This is a genomic window from Bradyrhizobium sp. 1 (assembly GCF_023073315.1).
GTDB lineage: Bacteria > Pseudomonadota > Alphaproteobacteria > Rhizobiales > Xanthobacteraceae > Bradyrhizobium.
On the sequence record NZ_JADPJH010000010.1, the window covers coordinates 197,204 to 217,007 of the forward strand.

The following is a 19,804-nucleotide window of genomic DNA, read 5'->3' on the forward strand; positions in this document are numbered from 1 at the left end:
CCCCGGCAGGGTTCGCCGCAATAGCTCAGTTGGTAGAGCACGTCATTCGTAATGACGGGGTCGGGGGTTCGAGTCCCTCTTGCGGCACCATTTCCTCAGCAAATTTGCGAACCGGGGTTCTCGCCCGGCCAAGCGTGGCTCTGCTATCGTCGTTCGAGCCGATGACGCGCGAGATCGACAAGCACGTGCCTGTGCGCAGTTCACGGCGGAGGATCCGGCTCGGAGACACGTCCGATATCGGAAGAGGTCAGAACGACAACCTCTCCCGTCTCCAGACCGCCCAGCACCTCGACGACATGCTCGCCTTTGGTTCGATGTCGTGCGCAAGTATACGCGTCTCGAAGACAGATCGAGCGTGCGTCCCGCGTCAGGCTTGAATGATCTCGAGGCTGACGGCCCTGGCGATCAACTGCGTGAGCGTCGCACATTCGAGCTTTGAGCGCGCGCCCTGCAGATAGAGGCGGACGGCGGTCGGTGACAGATGCAGGTCGGCGGCGATCTGCTTTGGGCTGAAGCCGCGCGCGGCGAGCTGAAGGGTCTCCTGCTCACGCGCGGAGAGCAATCGTTCGAGCCCTTGTGGTCGCAAGCCTGCGAGCCGCACGGCCTGATCGTGAATGAAATGGGCGATGATCAGAAAATCCCGCATATAGGTCATCCGCCGGCTGGCCCATGTGTCGGTGGTGACGTTCGAGGCGATCGAAAGGCGTGCATGCTCGCCGCCCGGTCCTCGGATCGGGATCGTCATGCCGCGAGAGCCGGCCATGCGAAAGGACGCTCGTGCATCCTGCATCTCCGGGGCGGCATCGTCCCAGTCGAGCGGCAAGAAACCGCGCCGGCCGTTTTGAAAGAGGGGGGCTGCCTGAAGGCCATCCTGTTTGAGGTATTGTTTTGCCAGGTCATCCTCGGATGAGTACAACAGGATCGGGTTGTGCGCATCCGTCGTCTCGGGTCGGCGCGCAGCTTGGTATGCTACAAGCGTGAGGCCATAGTCTTTCGAAATCCGAGTCAGCACGAGATTCAGTTCATCGAGAGTCGTCGTGCTCGTGATGTTTGTGAGGGTTCCTTCGATCGGCGGAAACATTTGCGTTCCCCAGTCTTGGCTAGTCATGAGTTGGCCGGGCGGCGAGTGTTCCCGGTTGGGTTGTGGTAGTGTCGGGAGCTGGTGCGAGGCCGTTGCTGCAGCGTCGGATCTGCGGATCGCTGCGCTGAGGACGAGCTCCGATTGATTCAATCCATTTCATTCACAAATTTTCCCCGCGCGATGGTTCGCAGCTTGTGTGGGATCTTCGGGGCGCGTCATTTGGACGCGCTAGACTGGGCTATCTCGGGGTTCAGCCCCGCCATTTAGCAGTCGATTCACCATTGGGGGCTGACTTGCAATTTCGCAGATTGCGCGGGCTTGACCGGAACCGTTAGCCTGCGAGCATTGATTCGGCTTCGCGCCTAGAGGTTGATCAGCCGTGAGTGCGATGAACGCGACCGGGAGCCATGTCTATGGCGCCATGGCATCCTTGTCGATGCATCCGCTTCGGCCGGTCGAAACTGATTAACGTGCGGCCGCTATCGCGACGACTGGCATGACGCTAGCCCCCTGCTTGTGACCCGGCAATGATTGACGGACGTCCAGGTAACACAGACCAGGAGGCCACATGGTTGCCATCAATTCCGTCGGAGCCACCGCGCTCACCATTCTGAAAGCCGCCAACGCTCAGGCGGCTGCCGAGCCCGAAGCAAGTCCCGTCAACGTCATCCCGCATGTTAACGCCGTGTCGTCGCGCCTCGCGCCAGGCGTGGCTGACGCGCTGCTGAAGATCGACGCGCTCATCAACGGAAAGACAGCCGCGGCGAAAGGAGGCCACTCTGCTGGCGGAGCTATCACTCTCGCTCGCGCGCGCGAAGGCCTTGTCGAATCGCCCATGATGAAGCTCTCCGAGCTTCCGGCGGATCAGGCCCAATACCTGAAGAGGTTCGGCGCGGATGCGGCGGTGCGCATTGAAGGCGTCCAATTGAGCGATGCGGCGTTCAAGCAAACGGTCCTTCAGCACGGCATGGAGAACTGGACCGATCTGCCGGGCTTCAACGAGGCGCTTGCCAACGGAACGTTGAAGATACAGCGGGCAAGCGACGTGCCCGAACTCGGCTACAAGTCGAATCTGTACGATCTCTATAGCGGCGGAAACCTCCTAGGCAGCGTAAGCTTCGGTAGCAGTACCTTCAACAAGAAGCTCTACCTCGAGATCCAGGCGCAAGGCATTCGACAGGCGACCGGGTCAATAAATGGCCAAGACTTCTATGTGACGTGGCCGGACGCGAGCCTGGCGAAATCCTCGCAGAGCTGATCAACCTTTGGCGTCGGCCCGAGATCAGCGTTGAAGGAGTCGGCAACTTGTCGGACATGCCGATCTATTTCGGAGCCAGCGATGCATCGGCGGAGACCGCCGATGCTCTCCGGCAACGCGCGAGGGAGCTGCTGGGCGGTTCTCGCTGCTATCGCGACGACTGGCATGAGGCCAGCCCCCTGCTTGTGACCCGGCAATGATTGGCGGACGTCCAGGTAACACAGAACAGGAGGCCTAGATGGTTGCCATCAATTCCGTCGGCGCGACAGCGCTCACCATCCTGAAAGCTGCCAACGCTCAGACGGTTGCCGAGCCCGAAGCGAGTCCCATCAACGTTATCCCGCATGTTAATGCCGTGTCGTCGCGCCTCGCGCCAGGCGTGGCTGACGCGCTGCTGAAGATCGACGCGCTCATCAACGGAAAGGACGCGCTCGTTAAGGCAAAGACGGCCGCGGCGAATGCAGGGAAGTCTGCTGGCGGAGTTATCGCTCGCGAAGGTTTTGTCGCTTCGCCCATGATGAAGCTCTCCGAGCTTCCGAAGGATCAGGCCGAATATCTGAAGAGGTTCGGCGCGGATGCAGCGGTGCGCATTGAGGGCGTCGAATTGAGCGATGCAGATTTTGAGCGAACGGTCCTCCAGTTCAGCATGGAGAGCTGGAAGGATCTGCCGGGCTTCAACGACGCGCTTGCCAACGGAACGTTGAAGATCCAGCGGGCAAGCGACGTGCCCGAAATCGGCTACGAGTCGTTTCAGTACGATCTCTATAGCGGCGGAAACTATTTCGGCGGCGTAGGCTGGAGCGGCATCAACAACAAGAAGCTCTACTTCGAGATCCAGGCGCAAGGCATTCGACAGGCCTTCGGGTCGATCCGGGGGCAGGAGTTCTACGTGACCTGGCCGGACGCGAGCCTGGCGAAACCTTCATAAAAACTGATCAGCCCCGCGGCGTCGGCCCGTACCGGAAGGAGCGGGGGGCAGCGCTGAAGCAGATCGGCAGGTCGTCGGACATGCCGGTCTGTTACGGAGATAGCGACGCATCGGCGGTGACCGCCGGTGCTCTCCGGCAACGCGAGAGAGGGCGGCCTTCTCCCGGGTTATACCTCATCGCGCACGATGAAGCTCTCCGAGCTTCCAGCGTATCAGGCCCAATATCTCAAGAAGTTGGGGGCGATGCGGCCGTCCGCATTGGCATCGCCAGCGCGGTGGAAGCAGCCTGTCCGTCCCACCAGCGACCACTCCTTATTCCCCATAATTTATATCATAATTTCAATAGTATACGAGTTCGCAATTTTGTTCTGAATGGCGCACCAGCGCGCCGTTTCATGCGATCGTCACGAGCCAGTGTCTTGCCTTGCGCGTCCAGCCGGCATGAGCGCGCGCGTTGCGCGCTGCGCCGGTGCCACTAGGATGCGCCACCGATGAAATGCGCGTGACGGGGTCAGTGGTGGGTTTGGGGAACAGGGCCGAAACGACGGATCAACGCACGTGGCTGCGGCTCTCCGGTCTCGTCATTCTCGCCGCATGTCTCACTGCCATCGTCGCCTCACGATCGCTCGAAGCTTCGCGGCTGCACAGCCGGCTGTCCGTTCCTCCGCTCTATGATGACGTCTCCTACTTCCTCGACGCCGTACGGTGGATGAACGCGGCAGGAGACCAAAGCATCTTCGCCAGCATCTGGGACCTGCTGCGTCAGCACGCGCCGTTCTCGACGCTGGTGGCCATCATCGGCCTTGGGCTCTTTCCCGGCAGCTACACCGGACCCTATCTCGTTCATGCCGTGGTCGTCTTTGCGTTCCTGCTCGGGATCGTCTGGCTGGTCTGGCGCCGCCCCGTGCTCGAGATCGCGGCGTGCCTGATTGCGGTGCCTTGCGTGCCGGTGCTGTGGCACACCGTGACCGAAGCAAGACCGGACCTGCCCTCGGGTCTCGCCATCGGTCTTGCCGCGGGCGCCATCGTCCACCGTGGCGTGCTCGATCGCAGCGCCCGCGCTCTGGCCGGTCTCGGCGTTGCCTGCGGGCTGGCTGTCAGCATCAAGCCGACCTCATTCTTTGCCGTGCTCGCCCTGTTTGGCAGTGCCTTTGCGATCCGGCTGTTCGTCGATTGTATTCAGGCCGGCGGAGTGCGGCTGTCGATTCGCAAAGCATTCAGCGCACTTCTGTGGTTCGTGCTGCCGTTGATCGCGACCATGGCCGTATTGATCGGGCCTGCCCTGGTCGAGACCATCACCTACATCCTCACTGTGTTCGTCGGCCAGCGCGATCTCTGGACCACCGGCGAAAGCTTCTGGGCCGGATTGCTGCGCTTCTCGATCGGTGGCGAGGGACAGTTCGGCCTGCATTACTGGTTCGCCGTCGGGCTTGCCTTGATGCTGCTGCGTCTCGTGCTTGCGGCTGTTCACGGCAGAGCTGCGCTGCTGGATGCCATCGTTCTGCTCGCCGCCGTGATGATCGCCTACGCCATTCCGTCCGTCGCGGAACTCAAGACCTATTTTTTCGGCGCGATGTTCTACGGCGTCTTCATCGTTGCGATGGTCCTCAATGGCTGCGCCAGCCTGGAGCTTTTTGAAGCGCTCCTCGACCGCTTCAGTCTCGGAAACGAGATTCGCCGTTACACACTCATTGCGAGCCGGGTCCTGGCGCTCGTATTCATCGTCCAGCTGTTCGTCAGGCACGTCGGCATCGGCCCAATCAGCACGGCGACGCCGCTGAGCGCGCAGCAGCAGGAGAGCATCCGTCTTGCGACCGAACGGCTCTGGACGCTCTTGCGCGACATGACGCCGGAACAGCCCGGCCCGCTCACCATCGCCTTCTCAAGCCCCTATCCGGTCACTTCGGCGACCATCCAGCTCTATGCCGCGCAGGCGCGGATCAATCTCGTCATGCGCAACGAGCTCTATCACCGGACTGCGCAGGCGACGGGCGATGCGCTGTTGAAGTCGGAGATCCTCGTGCTCTCGAGCTCGATACCGCACACGCTGCTCGGGCCGCGGGTCGGCGACGAGCTCATCGCCCGCATGGATGCGGAAAAGGGCCTATGCCTGCTCGATTCCCAGACATTGCCGGACGTGACGCTGCGGGTCTATCGGCGCGGGTGCTGACCGCTACCGGGTCGGTTCAAGACGGTACGGCTGGCCGTGTGATCTCAATCACATCATCCCTTGCGGGCCTCTCGTATTGTCCCGGTCACGCAAACACGGGGAGATTTCACATGAGCAAGATCATTCTGGTTGCCGCCATGGTCCTGGTTTCCGCATCTGCCCAGGCAGGCGATCGCAGCCTGTCGATGTCCGCGGCCACTGACCACACCTCCGCTTCGCAAATCACGACGACCTCGGCAACCACGACGCAAATCAGCGAAGTCGCGCCAGTCGTCGAGGCTCCGAAATATGTCGACCGTCCGCCGGCAATCCCGGCTCCTCCTGCTGCAGCTGCTGCCCCTGCGCCCGCTGCAGCGTCCGCTCCTGCCGTGACCACGGCGGCTTCAGCACCGACTGCAACTCAGCCTGCGCCGAAGACATCGGCAAAGGCCAGCAAGCCCAAGCACACGCGCGCCTCGACCGAGCGCCGCATCGTCAGCGAGCTGCATCGCCACGGCATCTACTGGTAAGTCGCAGCTTTCCTTGAAAAGCAAATGGCCGGGACAAGCCCGGCCATGACGCAAGATTGGAATTGGTCGGTCGCGCTTACTGCGAAACCGTCTGCACCACGCTCGAGATCGGACGCGTGGTCGTGCTTGCGGTCGGCACTTTCAGATCCTTCAGCACGGCCTCGTCATATTCCGGCAGCGACTGGAAGGTGGTCTTGGCCTTGATCTGCACGATCTTGTAACCGCCGGCCTTCAGCCGCGCGAGCAGCGTTGGCAGCGCCTCACCGGTGTGCTTCTGGAAGTCGTGCATCAGGACGATGCCCTTGCCGAGCTTGTCGAGCTTGGTCATTACGGTCTCGACGATCTTCTCCGGGGTGGCGCCCTTCCTGAAGTCGAAGGAATCCAGATCGGTCGACCACATTGCGACGTTGCGGGTGCCGAGATAGGTCACCATCGCCGGATTGTGCTGAAGCTGCGGGAAGCGGAAGAACGGCGCCGGGTTGGTGCCGAGCGCGAGCTTCACGGCGCTAAAGCCCTTCTCGATCTCGTCCTTGGCCTGCTGCTCCGTCATCTTCTTGCTGTTGAGATTGAGATGCGACCAGGTGTGCGTGCCGACCGTGTGGCCCTGGGCCAACACCTGGCGCAGGATTTCCGGATGCCACATCGCGTGCTTGCCGACCGAAAAGAACAGACCCTTGGTGCATTCTTCCCCAAGCGCCTTCAGCACCGCAGGCGTGTTCACCGGCCAGGGGCTGTCGTCGAAGGTCAGCACGACTTCCTTGTCGGTGAGGAAGTCGAACTGCTTGAAAGTTTCGAAGCCGAAGCCGGGGCCGCCTGTGGTGTCGATCTCGACCACGCGGGAGACGCCCAGCGCATTCGGATTGGCGCAGGTCTGCTTCTGCTGAACCGGTATGGCCGGAGCGGGTGCGGGCGCCTGCGCAAGTGTTGTCGGCTTGTCCGCGATCGCCGCGGTGATCGAAACGTCGTCCTTGGCGGCGAGCTTGGCCTGTGCCGACAATGGATCGGCGGCACGGGCGGCAATTGTCTTGGGAGCGGCCTGATCGGCGCGCGAGGAATAATAAAACCAACCGCCGGCAGCGATCACGACCGCCGCAAGGACACTGGCCAGCATGAGGCCCAACGCATTACGCATCGCTACTCTTTCCAATTACGCAACCAAACCAGCGGAATTCCCCGCGCGACGAGCCATTAATGCGAAGGAACAGTTAACGTGACACCAACACGACAGCGTTTGCGCCGGAATTTCAGCGAGGTGCGCCAACGTGACCGATGTCACAGTTGGGGTGCGGCCCGTGACCGTCATCACAGTAGAAACTGTTTTGCTGGAGCATCGTAGTTCCCATCAACAACGGGCCCGCTACGGCGGCGCCAATGGGAGCTTCAAATGACCACCTCTCTGAACACCAAGTCCCTGACTAGCAAGATCTGCGACACCAGCCTGGCTTTGGGCTTTGCCGCCATCATCTCGATCGCTTCGACGACCTCGAGCTTCGCCTTCTCGGCGGAAGCACAGCAGCAGTGCACCGGCGACGCCTTCCGTCTGTGCTCGTCGGAAATCCCCAACATCCCGAAGATCACGGCGTGCATGATGAAGCATCGCACGGATCTGAGCGCCGGCTGCCGCGCGGTGATGGACAAGGACCTCGCCAAGGGCGCGTCCCGCAAGGTCGCTGACGCCCAGGACCAGTAAGAGCTCAACTCAAGATCGTTGCGTCGGCTAGCTCCCCTCGCGATGTGCGCCCCGGCATCAAGCCGGGGCCACGCGGTGGTGCCATCCAGCCTGCCAATAAAGCCGTTGCGGCTCAGGGATCGTCGCACTAGCTTCGCCCGCACGTTCTTCCGGGTAAGAGGCATTACGCGATGACCAGATTTCTTTTCACTGTTTCTTTGATTCTGTGCGCGTCCAGCGCATCCGCGCAACAGCAGCCCGGCCACGATGCCTGCGCGCGCGACGTCACGCGCTTCTGCCGCCCCGTGATGAACAATGGCGATCAGGCGGTGCTCGCGTGCCTCAAGCAGAATCGTAGCAAGCTGACCAAAGGCTGCGAGAAGGTGCTGACGGATCACGGCCAGTAGGACGCGGCGTCGTAGCCACGAAGCAAGGCCTACGTGCTGCTCCCGGCCGCGGTCGCAACCACGGGCAGCACTTCCGCACTCGCGCGATCCGGCGTCTCTTCCTTCCAGCGCACCGAGCCGAACGGACGCTCCAGCATGCGGCGGATCCGCACCGGATCGGGACCGATGTGATAGTCGATCGCCTGCTGATGCAGCGCGCGTTCGGACTGGGTCGAACGGTTGCGCTGGCGCAAATAGTCGAACCAGGTCGGGCAGTGATAGCGCTCGGTCCACAATTCCGGATCGGCGATATCGCGCGCGATCGACCAGCCGTAAGCGCCGTTGCGCTGCCGGGAGAGCTGCACATCCTGCATCACGTTGTGGAACGCGCGTGCGTTCTCCTGCGAGACCCTATATTCGATCTCGACCACCAAGGGACCGCTGCGGCCGGTGATCGACAGCTTCACCTCGGGATCGGCCAGCACGTCGGCATCCTCGTTGCGCGCGCCAACGCGCGGCATCGTCAACCACAGTCCGAGCAGCGGTGAGATCAGCATCAGGCCGGCCGCTGTCAGCAGCGCGACCTCGACGCCGGCATAGTCGGTGAGATGGCCCCAGCCCCAAGCGCCGATCGCGATGCCACCGGAGATCGAGGCCTGGAACGCCGCGAGCGAGCGGCCCGCGACCCAGCGCGGCGCCGAGAGCTGCACGCCGATATTGAACAGAGCCACCGCCGCCATCCACACCGCGCCGGCGAGCACCAGCGCGGCCGCGGTCAGCACCGGCTCACTGCTCACCGCAAGCGCGGCCATCGCGAATGCCATCGAGATGGTGCAGGCGCGGATCGCGGCCTCGCCGCTCATGCGCTTGCGCAGTTCGTGGATATTGAGCGCGCCGACCACGGCACCCATGCCGAAGGCACCGAGCATGATGCCGTAGGTCTGCGCGCCGCCATGGAGGAGATCGCGCGCCACCAACGGCATCAGCGCCATGATGGCACCGCCGCACAGGCCCATCACCAGCGTGCGCAACAGCACGATCTTGATCGGCGGCGAATTGGTGATGTAGCGGAAGCCCGAGACCATGGCGCGGTTGAGTTTTTCCCGCGGCAGCCGCGAGGGCTCGGTGTTGCGCCGCCAGAGCAGCAGCACCACCAGCAGCGGCAGATAGAGGATCGCGTTGCAGGCAAAGGCAGCCACCGCGCCGAGCGAGGCGACGATGACGCCGCCGACCGCGGGACCGAAGCTGCGCGCGATGTTATAGCTGATGCCGTTGAGCGCGACGGCCGACGGCAGGGCTTCGGGCGGCACCTGCTCGCTGACCGAGGATTGCCAGGCCGGGCCGAACAGCGCGTTGCCGCTGCCGACGACGAAGCAGAAGGCAAGCAGCGTTTCCGGCGTGATCAGCTTGAGCCAGGCCAGCACCGTCAGCGCCGTCGCGCCGGTCAGCGCAATCGCGAGCGAGACCAAGGTGACGATGCGGCGGTCATACATGTCGGCAATGGCGCCGGCCGGCATCGAGATCAGCATGATCGGCAGCATCAAGGCGGTCTGCACCAGCGCGACCTTGTCCGCCGAGGCCGCCATCTGCGTCATCGCCCAAGCCGCGCCCACGCCCTGGATCAACAGGCCGAGATTGGAGAGCAGGCTGGCGAGCCAGATGCGCCGGAACACGGTGTAGCGCAGCGGCGCGGTGATGCCGTCGGCCGCAATTTTCTGACGGTTCGACTGCTCGGTCATATCCCCTTCCAAATGGGCTGGCAGAAGTGGTGTTGGAGTGATCTTGGGTGATTCCGGCACGATCAGTGATGCCCGCGAAAGTCCTTCGCTGTCCAGTGGTTAGGCCGCTATAAGCGGTGCAAAGACGCAGGTTTTGCCGGGAGGAACAGATGGAGCTGTCGCGACGCACGATCTTGCTGGGGGCGGGCAGCTTGCCTTTCGCAATTGCGAGCGTCCGGATGGACGCTTTCGCTCAAGCCGCGCCCGCGGCGCCCGTCACCGAAGTGCCGCCGATCCTGTTCGTCCATGGCAATGGCGACTACGACGCGCTCTGGAAGACGTCCTTATGGCGGATGGAGTCCAACGGCATCGCACGCGATCGCATGATGGCGATCAATTTCACCGATCCCAATGCACGAAGCGACGATAAGGTCGAGCAAGCCAACCGCTCCTCGACCGAGGATCAGCGCCGCGAGCTCGCCGCTGCCATTGCTGAGCTGAAGCGCCGCACCGGGGCACCTCGCGTGGCACTGGTCGGCAGCTCGCGCGGCGGCTACGCCATCCGCAACGTCATCAAGAATGGCGGCGCCGGTGATGTCAGCCACGCCGTGCTGTGCGGCACGCCCAATCACGGCGTGTTCGCGACCGACGACCAGCCGAACAACGAGTTCAACGGCCGCGGCACGTTCCTGCGCGGCCTGAACGAGGGCGATAGCGAGGTGACGCCGGGCACGGCCTTCCTTACGCTTCGCAGCGACGGCATGGACAAATACGCGCAAGCTGACGGCCGCTTCATCGGCAAGCCCGGTACGCCGACCGGTGTCACCGTCGAAGGGCCGGAGCTGAAAGGCGCGACCAATCTGGTGCTCGGCGCGCTCGATCATCGCGAGGTGGCGTTCCATCCACGCGCCTTCCGCGAAATCTACAAATTCATCGCGGGACGTGAGCCCGCGCGCATCGCGATAGTCCCTGAACAGAGCGTCAGACTGGGCGGCCTCGTCACGGGCACGCCCGGCGGCGTGTCGACCAATCGCCCGGTGGTGGGTGCAACCGTCGATATCTTCCGCGTCGATCCTGATACCGGTGAACGCAAAGGTGGTGCCGTGCATAGCGCGAAGACCGGTGCCGATGGTCGCTGGGGGCCGGCGCAGGTCGATCCCGCCTGGTCGCTCGAATTTGTCCTGACGTCGCCGGATGCGCCGACGACCCACTTTTACCGCTCGCCTTTCCCGCGCTCGTCCGACGTCGTACATTTGCGCGCCTCCCGTCCGCTCGGACCGGCGGACAAGGACGCCGGAGCCGTCGTGATCATGTCGCGGCCGCGGGGCTATTTGGGCCTGCCGCGGGACGTGGTGCTGTTCGACGGCAAGGAGCCCGCCGACGTCAAGCCAGGCGTGCCCACGGATTCGGCAGCAACCTTGCGGCTTCCAATCGGCGAGGTCGGGCGTTACATCGTGGCCCAATTTGGCGAAGAACGAATTGTGGCACGCCTCTGGCCCGCCGCCGAGAACAGGATTGCGATTGCCGAGCTGACTTACTAGCTATTTGCCTGCGTCCCATCTGCGGGAGAGAGCCATGAACATCGCCAGCGTGCGTCGGCCCATCATCCCTCCGACGCCGCCGCGTGCACCCGACGACATGTCGTTCTTCAGCCGGATCGCGGTGATCAGGCAGAACATGATCGCAACCTGGGGGCAGCGCGCCTATGAGGAAGACGTCATCAAGGGACGCTTCTTCCTCCGCAATAGTTTTATCCTGAACCAGCCGGATGCGATCCGGCACGTGCTGCTCAGCAATTACGAGAATTATTCGCGCACGCCGGCGGGCATCCGCATGCTGCGCCCCGTACTCGGCGACGGCCTCCTGATCGCCGAAGGTCACGACTGGACGTTTCAGCGCAGAACGCTCGCACCTGCCTTTACGCCGCGCGCGACCGCAAACCTCGTCCCGCACATGACGGCGGTGCTCGACGAGACCATCGTGAAGCTCGATACGCAGGCGGGCGCGCCGATCGATCTGCGCGAGATCATGCAGCGTATGACGCTGGAGATCGCCGGGCGAACCATGTTCTCGTTCGGCATGGACCGGCACGGCCCCACCTTGCGCAACTTCGTCATGGAATATGGCGAGCGGCTGGGACGGCCCTATCTCCTCGACATGCTGCTGCCGGTGTCCTGGCCGACCCCGATGGATCGGGCTCGCGGCCGTTTCCGGAAGCGCTGGACCGAATTCGTCGCAATGCTGATCGCCGAGCGTCGCAAGATGGGCAAGAAAGACGGCGCGCCGCCGCGCGACCTGTTCGATCTCATGGACGAGGCGCGCGATCCTGAAACCGGCAAAGGTTTTTCCGACGAGCAGCTCGTCGACGAGGTCGCGACCATGATTCTCGCGGGCCACGAGACCACGGCGACCGCGCTGTTCTGGGCGCTCTATCTGCTGGCGCTCGATCCGGAGACGCAAGAAGAAGTCGCATCCGAAACCCGCGGCGAACATCTCGACAGCATGGCCGACATCGATCGCCAGAAATTCACTCGCGCCGTGATCGACGAGACAACGCGGCTCTATCCGCCGGCCTTCCTGATCGCGCGCGCGGCGCGTGAGAAGGACAACGCGGCCGGAATCGAGATCGGCAAGGGCGACATCATCATGATCGCGCCGTGGCTGCTGCACCGGCACGAGAAGCTGTGGGATCAGCCGAACGCGTTCATTCCAAAGCGCTTCATGTCGAAAGAGGCGCCCGACCGGTTCGCCTATTTGCCGTTCGGTGCGGGTCCTCGCGTCTGCATCGGCGCGCCGTTCGCACAAGCCGAATCGGTGCTGGCGCTGGCCCGGCTGATCGGCGCGTTCCGTGTCGAGCTGGCCGACAGGGTTCCGGTGGTTCCGCATGGCGTCGTCACGACCCAGCCGGACCGCTCACCTCTCTTCAGCATCACGCGTCGGTGACAGACATTCTGTCTGACCGATGGCGTGATCCAACACAGATAGAGTTACGCCATGAGCGACATCCAGGCCCAGTTTTCCGTTCTCAAGCAGACCGCCGATGCGAAGGTGGTCGACGCGATCGCGCGCCTGATCGAGGATGGCGAGGACCACGAGCTCAATCGTGTCAACGTGCTCGACTTCGCCACGCAGCATGGCCTCGACGAAGAGCAGGCGATCTCGGGCTTCCTGCATTCAGCACGACTCGGGCTGTTCGATCTCGGCTGGAACGTGCTGTGCCCGGGCTGCGGCGGCGTGCTGGGCGCCCACTCGACGCTAAAGGCGCTCAAGCCGGATGATTATCACTGCGCGCTTTGCGCCTGCGGCTACAAGGCCTCCGTCGACGATCAGGTCGAGGTCTCCTTCACCGTGAATCCGCGCGTGCGGCGCATCGCGGCACACGACCCTGATACGCTTCCGGTGTGGGAGTATTTCAGGCAGGTGTTCTGGAGCTCCGGAGTCGATTTCAACAAGGAGTCGTTCGCGACATTGTCCAACGAGGTGACGCTCGACACGCTGGAGCTGCCGGCCGGCGAGAAGGCGACCATGTCGCTGCAATTGCCGAACGACTTCATCATCATCTTCGAGCCGGTCACCCACGCCGCCCATTTCATCGACGTGCAGGGCGAGCCGACCAAGGACCGCCAGCAGCTCGCCATCATGTACAACAGGGTGCAGGCGCCGACGGGGACCACGACCATGCGGCCGGGTCCGCTGCGGCTGTCGCTGGAGAACCAGGCTGGCGTGCGCGTGCTGCCGTCGGTGTTCATCGCGGCCGAAGCGCTCCATCATCTCATCGGCAAGCGCAAGCCGTTCCTCACCGCCAAGCGGATGCTGTCGAACCAGACTTTTCGCGATGTATTCAAGGCGGACAATCTCAGTCTCGACCAGCGGCTCCAGATCACCTCGCTGACCTTCCTGTTCACCGATCTGAAGGGCTCGACCGCGCTCTACGAGCGGGTCGGCGATCTCGCCGCCTTCGATCTCGTGCGCGCGCATTTCCATGCGCTGCTCGAGATCATCTCCTCGGAGAAAGGCGCGGTGGTGAAGACGATCGGCGACGCCGTGATGGCGACCTTCGTCCGTCCCGAGCATGCGATCGTCGCGGGTTTGCGGATGCGCTCGGCGATGGAGGAGCTCAACAAGAAGCGCGAGACGGCCGATCTCATCGTCAAGATCGGCATCCACGAAGGGCCATGCCTCGCGGTGATGCTCAACGAGCGGCAGGATTATTTCGGCCAGACCGTCAACATCGCCGCACGCGTGCAGAGCCTCTCGACCGCGCAGGAGATTCACATCACCGGTCCGGTGCTGGACGCACCGGCGGTCGCCGCGGTGCTCGAGCAGCGCGCAATCAAGCCGATCCAGAAGCAAGCCGCACTGCGCGGCATCGCCGACAAGATGGTGGTGTACGAGATCCCGTGAGGGCGTCCGTCATTGCGAGGAGCCCTTGCGACGAAGCGATCCAGACTGCCTCCGCGGAAAGATTCCGGATTGCTTCGCTCCGCTCGCAATGACGGGTGGGGAACAGATTGCTGAAACGTAATACGCGCGCGGAACTGACGCACATTGCGCCGGTTGAGTTTCCCGCTCATATAATGCTGGTAACGGCCGCGTCTCGCGGCGTCATCGATTTCGGTAGGACTCCATGCTCGACGGCCTGCGCCAATTCATCGCCGACATTGTAGCTCCCCAGGCCGGGGATCGCGCATTCGGCGACAGCGACTACCGGCTGGCGGCGACCGCGTTGCTGGTCCACGTGGTTTCGCTGGACGGCCAGCCGACCGCGGCGGAGCAGCGCAAGCTGCATAGCCTGATCGAAAGCCATTTTGGGCTCGATCACGGCACCGCCGACCGCCTGATCGCGGATGCCACAGAGGTCGAAGGTGAGGCGGTCGACCTCTATCATTTCACCAGCGTCATCATGCGCTCGCTCGACGAAGCGGGTCGCAAACGCATCGTCCAGATGATGTGGGAGCTGGTCTATGCCGATGGCCAGGTCTCCGAGTTCGAGGACAATGTCGTCTGGCGCGCCTCCGACCTGCTGGGGATTGCTCAGCGCGACCGGATCGACCTGAAGCATGCCGTCGCGGACCGTGCCGGCGGTCAGGTCAAGGACGGCGCGGTCGGCGGCTGAGCTGCGCTGAGGTGGCCTATTGCCGGTTGTACGGGCCACATGACGAAACTTTAATGTGCCTCCTGATCGGCCGGGTTCCGAATTCCCCTGTAAATTCGGGGGTTTCCTGGTCTCCCTGTCGCGCGCTCAGACGGCTATGCCGCCAACGCCGCTTGCCTGTCGCGCACGGCCTATGCTCTCGTTCCGCTATTACGGGCCAAAAAACTTCAATTCAAGAGACTTGGATCAAGAGACTTGGATCGTGACTGAGCGGGTAACGTTGATCACCGGTGCGTCGGCGGGCATCGGCACGGAGCTGGCGCGTGTGTTCGCCGCCAACGGACATCGTCTCGCGCTGACGGCGCGACGGGCGGACCGCCTGGAGGCGCTCGCAAATGAGCTCGCCGCCAAGGGCGGCAAGAAGCCGATCGTGATCGCCTGCGATCTCCAGGAAGCCGACGCCGGCGACAAGATCGCGGCTGCGCTTGCTGCCGAAGGCGTCGAGCTCGACAATCTCGTCAACAATGCCGGCTTTGGCGCATTTGGCGACGCCATCGAGTGCGACCGTGCCGCGCAGCTCGGCATCGTCGATGTCAACGTCCGGGCGCTGACGGATCTGTCGCTGCGCTTTGCCGATCAGCTGATCAGGAACAAGGGCGGTCTTCTCAATGTCGGATCCGTGGCCGGCTTTCTGCCCGGCCCCGGCATGGCCGTCTATTACGCGTCCAAGGCCTATGTGATTTCCTTCACCGAGGCCTTGCGCGCGGAGCTCGCGCCGCGCGGTGTTCGTGTCACCGTACTTTGCCCGGGTCCGGTGCCCACTGAATTCCAGGCGCGCGCCGGTGTCGGGTCCGGACATAATACCGCCCTGCTCAACGTTCCTGCCGCCGACGTCGCTCGACAGGCCTATCGTGGCCTGATGGCCAACAAACGGGCAGTGCTGCCGGGTCTCGGCATCAAGATTGTGCCGTTTGCGCTGCGCTTCTTTCCGCGCGGCTTCATCCTGTCCGCTACCAGCCGGTTCCAGCGGCAGCGGCAGTAAAGAACGCTCGAAGCCTCCGCAGTGGCCCGGGGCTTGCTTCAGTATCGGTGCGTGTGTGCGCGAACTCACACGATGTTAACCAGCGTTTAGCTAAGCTGATGAACTGAACCGATAGCACTCGCAGAGGCCATGTCGTTCCGGACGGACAGATTTGGTGGCGCAGAAGTGGTGCCCTTCCCCAGAAGGACGTCAAGCGCGGCCGCCTCCGAAACCCAGTTGCCGGTTCTCATCATCCTGCATCAGGAATCCTCGACGCCCGGCCGCGTCGGCAATGCGCTTCGCGCACTCGGCCATCGTCTCGATATCCGCCGTCCCCGCTTCGGTGATCCCCTGCCCGAGACGCTCGACCGGCATGCCGGCGCCGTGGTCTTCGGCGGCCCGATGAGCGCGAACGATCCCGACGACTACGTCCGCCGCGAGATCGACTGGATCGAAATTCCGCTCCGCGAACAGCGGCCGTTCCTCGGCATCTGCCTGGGTGCGCAGATGCTGGCGATGCAGTTGGGGGCGCGTGTCGCGCCGCATGCGCAGGCGCTGACCCAGATCGGCTACTACCCGATCCGCCCAACCGCTGCCGGACACGCGCTCTGCCCGGACTGGCCGGCGCAGGTCTATCACTGGCATCGCGAGGGATTTGAGCTGCCGACCGGCGCCGAATTGCTGGCCGAAGGCGATGATTTTCCGATCCAGGCCTATCGGACCGGCAATGCCTTCGGCGTGCAGTTTCATCCGGACGTGACCTACGCGATGATGCATTGCTGGACCACGCGCGGCTATGACGGCCTCAGCGCGCCCGGTGCGCGCGAGCGGCATCATCATTTCGCGGATCGCGCCGTCTACGACGCCGCGGAACGCGCTTGGCTCGATCATTTCATCGACGGCTGGCTGGCGCACCGGCCGGTGCTGGCGCAAGCCGCCGAGTAATCGCGCCTTCGCGCAGATCCTTGGCGCAGATGCTTGGCGCAGGTCCCTGGCGCAAGCCCTTGCCTCATCCCTGAATATGCTAGGCTCGCTGCCAACGAGCGCGCGCGAACGCGTGCCGGCAAACAAAGGGAGAGCGCGATGGTCTATGAGCACATTCTCTATGACGTCAGCGACAAGGTCGCGACCATCACGCTCAATCGCCCTGATCGCATGAATGCGTGGACGCCGATCATGGAGCGCGACGTGCGCCACGCGATGGAAGCGTCAAGCACTGATGACAATGTCCGCGTCATCGTGCTCACAGGCGCGGGCCGCGGCTTCTGCGCCGGCGCCGACATGGATGCGCTGAAAGGACTCGATCCCAACGACGTCAGGCGCGCATCGCATTTGCCGCCCTTCGACATGAACCGCCGGCCGGACTGGCAGACGCGCTACGGCTTCTATCCATCGATTGGAAAGCCCGTCATCGCCATGCTCAACGGCGCGACGGCCGGCATCGGTCTTGTCCACGCGCTCTATTGCGACCTGCGCTTTGCCGCCGACAACACCGTCTTCACGACAGCCTTCGCGCGGCGCGGGTTGATCGCCGAGCATGGCATGTCCTGGATGCTGCCGCACATCGTCGGCCACGCCAATGCGATGGATTTGCTGCTCTCGGCCCGCCGCGTTTCGAGCGAGGAGGCGCTGCGGATCGGGCTGGTCAACCGGCTCTGCTCGCCCGAGAAGCTGCGCGAGGAGACCTATGCCTATGCGCGCGATCTCGCGGACATGGTTTCTCCGAGCGCGATGGCCGTGATCAAGCGGCAGCTTTACGAGGTTCCGTTCCAGACCCTGGCCGAGGCGACGATCGAGGCGAACAGGGAGATGATGGTGGCGTTGAACGGGAGTGATTTCCGGGAGGGGGTCGCGAGCTTCATGGAGAAGCGGCCGCCGCGGTTTACGGGGAAGTAGGGGATTTTTTAGAGGAGACAGTCCGTCTTCGCCCTGCGGGCTTCGCCGGACACCACGCTTTACCCTTCGGGCTCCCCGTGGCTGCGCCACGCGTAGCGCCGAAGGGCGAAGCGTGGTGGAGCCAGGCGGGATCGAACCGCCGACCTCGTCATTGCGAACGACGCGCTCTCCCAGCTGAGCTATGGCCCCTTTGCTGGCCGCTCTGGTCAATGCGGCCGACAACCGGGCGCCATTTAAGTCCCCGGCAAGGTCAAGTCAAGGACGGGAGTAACCCGGTTTTAGCCATCTGGGCACCGACTTCCCTTGTTTGGACCGGGGGGAACCGATATCTAGCAAAAGGCGTCAATCCTGACCGCATCCAGAGTTTTCAAAAGCCAGAGTCTTCAAAAGCCAGGTCGTCAAAAATCATGCGTGCCGTTCTCGACATCGTCATCATCGTGCTCGATCTCTATGTCTGGCTGCTGATCGCCTCCGCGATCCTGTCCTGGCTGATCGCCTTCAACGTCGTCAACACCCGCAACCAGTTCGTTTCGGCGGTGGCGGAGTTCCTGTACCGGATCACCGAACCGGTGCTCGCGCCGATTCGCAATTTCCTGCCGAGCCTCGGCGGCCTCGACATCTCGCCGATCATCCTGATCCTGCTGATCATGTTCATCGAGCGGGTGATCCTGTATTACATCTACCCGAACGTGATCTGAGCAGGCTGGAGCGCCTTGGTTGCCAACAAGGAACCTTGGCGCTATTCGGCCGCAGGAATCAGCATCGCGCTGCGGGTGACGCCGCGCGGCGGCCGCGACGACATCGACGGGATCGAACAACTGGCCGATGGCCGCAGCGTGCTCAAGGTGCGGGTGCGCGCGATCGCCGATGGCGGCGAGGCCAACAAGGCAGTTTTAGTGCTGCTGGCGAAATCTCTTGGTGTCCCCAAGGCCAGCGTCAAACTGCTATCCGGTGCCACCTCGCGGCTGAAGCAGATCGCCGTCGACGGCGATCCGGCGCGGCTTGGCGAAGCCCTGCGCAAACTTGCCAAATCAACAGACCAGGGGAACTGACATGACCGCCAAAATCATCGATGGAAAAGTCATCGCTGCGGAACTCCGTGGCCGCGTCGCTGACGAGGTCGCCCGCGTCAAGCGCGAGCACAATCTGGTGCCAGGGCTCGCGGTCGTGCTGGTCGGCAACGACCCCGCCAGCGAAGTCTATGTTCGCTCCAAGCATACTCAGACGCAGGCCGCCGGCATGGCCTCGTTCGAGCACAAGCTGCCGGCCGACGTCTCGCAAGGAGACCTGCTGGCGGTCGTGGCCAAGCTCAACCGCGATCCCGCCGTGCACGGCATCCTCGTGCAATTGCCGCTGCCGAAGGGCCTGAACACCGAGGCCGTCATCAACGCCATCGATCCCGCCAAGGATGTCGACGGGCTGCATCCGAACAATGCCGGCCGGCTCGCCGGCGGTTTCGAGGCGCTATCGCCTTGCACCCCGCTCGGCTCGATCATCCTGGCCAAGTGCGTGCACGCCTCGCTCGAAGGCATGAACGCCATCGTCATCGGCCGCTCCAACCTCGTCGGCCGTCCGCTGGTGCAGTTGCTGCTGAATGAGAACGCCACGGTGACGATCGCGCATTCGCGCTCGCGCGATCTGCCCGGGCTCGTGAAGCGCGCCGACCTCGTCTATGCCGCGGTCGGCAAGCCCGAGATGGTGCGCGGTGACTGGCTGAAGCCGGGCGCGACCGTGATCGACATCGGCATCAATCGCATTCCGAAAGAGGATGGCAAGACGCGGTTGGTCGGTGACGTCGCCTATCAGGAGGCGCTCAGCGTCGCCGGTGCGATCACGCCGGTGCCCGGTGGCGTCGGCCAGATGACGGTGGCGTGCCTGCTGGTGAATACGTTGCGTGCGGCGTGTGCGATTGCAGGTCTGCCGAAGCCGGCGGTGTAAGTTTTCTTCACCTCGCCCCGCTTGCGGGGAGAGGTCGGATTGCGAAGCAATCCGGGTGAGGGGGAGTCTCCACGGGGACGGTGAGAGTTGGCTCGCGGAGAGTCCCCCTCACCCCGCCCCTCTCCCCGCAAGCGG

The 19,804-nt window shown here is 63.4% G+C and carries 19 protein-coding genes and 2 tRNA genes; 17 read left to right on the plus strand and 4 right to left on the minus strand.

Going from position 1 to position 19,804, the window contains the following annotated elements; translation table 11 throughout:
* Positions 1-14 precede the first annotated feature (14 nt).
* A tRNA-Thr gene (locus tag IVB29_RS03550) sits at positions 15-90 on the plus strand.
* 277 nt (positions 91-367) lie between these two features.
* Here IVB29_RS03550 and IVB29_RS03555 read toward each other — a convergent pair.
* On the minus strand, positions 368-1,081 hold the full coding sequence (locus IVB29_RS03555; RefSeq protein ID WP_247502008.1) for an autoinducer binding domain-containing protein: 714 nt from the start codon (positions 1,079-1,081) through the stop codon (positions 368-370).
* A gap of 568 nt (positions 1,082-1,649) precedes the next feature.
* On the opposite strand from IVB29_RS03555, the gene IVB29_RS03560 reads away from it, so the two are divergent.
* The 4 genes from IVB29_RS03560 (at position 1,650) to IVB29_RS03575 (ending at position 5,946) form a co-directional block, all read left to right on the plus strand.
* A complete protein-coding gene (locus tag IVB29_RS03560; protein WP_247502009.1) occupies positions 1,650-2,339 on the plus strand; it encodes a hypothetical protein in 690 nt (229 codons plus the stop codon).
* 238 nt (positions 2,340-2,577) lie between these two features.
* Positions 2,578-3,267, plus strand: a complete 690-nt coding sequence (locus IVB29_RS03565) for a hypothetical protein (RefSeq protein ID WP_247502010.1) — start codon at positions 2,578-2,580, stop codon at positions 3,265-3,267.
* Positions 3,268-3,784: 517 nt separating this feature from the next.
* Positions 3,785-5,437, plus strand: a complete 1,653-nt coding sequence (locus IVB29_RS03570) for a hypothetical protein (protein ID WP_247502011.1) — start codon at positions 3,785-3,787, stop codon at positions 5,435-5,437.
* 110 nt (positions 5,438-5,547) lie between these two features.
* Positions 5,548-5,946 carry a hypothetical protein gene (locus tag IVB29_RS03575; RefSeq protein WP_247502012.1) on the plus strand — a complete coding sequence of 133 codons (399 nt, stop codon included), beginning with the start codon at positions 5,548-5,550 and terminating at the stop codon, positions 5,944-5,946.
* A 76-nt stretch (positions 5,947-6,022) separates the two neighbouring features.
* Here the strand turns inward: IVB29_RS03575 and IVB29_RS03580 are convergent, their stop codons facing one another.
* The gene (locus IVB29_RS03580) at positions 6,023-7,078 is read right to left on the minus strand and encodes a polysaccharide deacetylase family protein (protein ID WP_247502013.1); all 1,056 of its coding nucleotides are present in this window, start codon (positions 7,076-7,078) and stop codon (positions 6,023-6,025) included.
* A gap of 252 nt (positions 7,079-7,330) precedes the next feature.
* On the opposite strand from IVB29_RS03580, the gene IVB29_RS03585 reads away from it, so the two are divergent.
* On the plus strand, positions 7,331-7,636 hold the full coding sequence (locus IVB29_RS03585) for a hypothetical protein (RefSeq protein ID WP_247502014.1): 306 nt from the start codon (positions 7,331-7,333) through the stop codon (positions 7,634-7,636).
* Positions 7,637-7,806: 170 nt separating this feature from the next.
* Complete coding sequence (locus tag IVB29_RS03590) at positions 7,807-8,022, plus strand: hypothetical protein (protein ID WP_247502015.1); 216 nt, start codon at positions 7,807-7,809, stop codon at positions 8,020-8,022.
* A 29-nt stretch (positions 8,023-8,051) separates the two neighbouring features.
* On the opposite strand, the gene IVB29_RS03595 is transcribed toward IVB29_RS03590, so the two are convergent.
* Positions 8,052-9,740, minus strand: a complete 1,689-nt coding sequence (locus IVB29_RS03595) for an MFS transporter (protein ID WP_247502016.1) — start codon at positions 9,738-9,740, stop codon at positions 8,052-8,054.
* 149 nt (positions 9,741-9,889) lie between these two features.
* Here IVB29_RS03595 and IVB29_RS03600 point away from each other — a divergent pair, with 149 nt between their 5' ends.
* The 7 genes from IVB29_RS03600 (at position 9,890) to IVB29_RS03630 (ending at position 17,731) form a co-directional block, all read left to right on the plus strand.
* Positions 9,890-11,260, plus strand: coding sequence for a hydrolase (locus tag IVB29_RS03600; RefSeq protein ID WP_247502017.1), 1,371 nt, complete (start codon positions 9,890-9,892; stop codon positions 11,258-11,260).
* A 34-nt stretch (positions 11,261-11,294) separates the two neighbouring features.
* Positions 11,295-12,662 carry a cytochrome P450 gene (locus IVB29_RS03605; protein WP_247502018.1) on the plus strand — a complete coding sequence of 456 codons (1,368 nt, stop codon included), beginning with the start codon at positions 11,295-11,297 and terminating at the stop codon, positions 12,660-12,662.
* Between the two features lie 51 nt (positions 12,663-12,713).
* Positions 12,714-14,123 (plus strand): adenylate/guanylate cyclase domain-containing protein, encoded by a 1,410-nt coding sequence (locus tag IVB29_RS03610; protein ID WP_247502019.1) that lies wholly within the window; start codon positions 12,714-12,716, stop codon positions 14,121-14,123.
* A 223-nt stretch (positions 14,124-14,346) separates the two neighbouring features.
* On the plus strand, positions 14,347-14,835 hold the full coding sequence (locus IVB29_RS03615; RefSeq protein ID WP_247502020.1) for a TerB family tellurite resistance protein: 489 nt from the start codon (positions 14,347-14,349) through the stop codon (positions 14,833-14,835).
* A gap of 241 nt (positions 14,836-15,076) precedes the next feature.
* A complete protein-coding gene (locus IVB29_RS03620) occupies positions 15,077-15,856 on the plus strand; it encodes an SDR family oxidoreductase (RefSeq protein ID WP_247502021.1) in 780 nt (259 codons plus the stop codon).
* A gap of 129 nt (positions 15,857-15,985) precedes the next feature.
* Positions 15,986-16,780 (plus strand): glutamine amidotransferase, encoded by a 795-nt coding sequence (locus IVB29_RS03625; protein ID WP_247502022.1) that lies wholly within the window; start codon positions 15,986-15,988, stop codon positions 16,778-16,780.
* Between the two features lie 138 nt (positions 16,781-16,918).
* Positions 16,919-17,731, plus strand: coding sequence for an enoyl-CoA hydratase (locus IVB29_RS03630; protein ID WP_247502023.1), 813 nt, complete (start codon positions 16,919-16,921; stop codon positions 17,729-17,731).
* A 113-nt stretch (positions 17,732-17,844) separates the two neighbouring features.
* Here the strand turns inward: IVB29_RS03630 and IVB29_RS03635 are convergent.
* A tRNA-Ala gene (locus tag IVB29_RS03635) sits at positions 17,845-17,920 on the minus strand.
* Positions 17,921-18,138: 218 nt separating this feature from the next.
* Here IVB29_RS03635 and IVB29_RS03640 point away from each other — a divergent pair.
* Genes IVB29_RS03640 through IVB29_RS03650 form a run of 3 tightly spaced genes read left to right on the plus strand, consistent with a single transcriptional unit; the run spans position 18,139 to position 19,669 of the window.
* Positions 18,139-18,429 (plus strand): YggT family protein, encoded by a 291-nt coding sequence (locus tag IVB29_RS03640; protein WP_007598721.1) that lies wholly within the window; start codon positions 18,139-18,141, stop codon positions 18,427-18,429.
* A gap of 15 nt (positions 18,430-18,444) precedes the next feature.
* The gene (locus IVB29_RS03645; RefSeq protein ID WP_247502024.1) at positions 18,445-18,783 is read left to right on the plus strand and encodes a DUF167 domain-containing protein; all 339 of its coding nucleotides are present in this window, start codon (positions 18,445-18,447) and stop codon (positions 18,781-18,783) included.
* 1 nt (position 18,784) lies between these two features.
* On the plus strand, positions 18,785-19,669 hold the full coding sequence (locus IVB29_RS03650) for a bifunctional methylenetetrahydrofolate dehydrogenase/methenyltetrahydrofolate cyclohydrolase (RefSeq protein WP_247502025.1): 885 nt from the start codon (positions 18,785-18,787) through the stop codon (positions 19,667-19,669).
* Positions 19,670-19,804 lie beyond the last annotated feature (135 nt).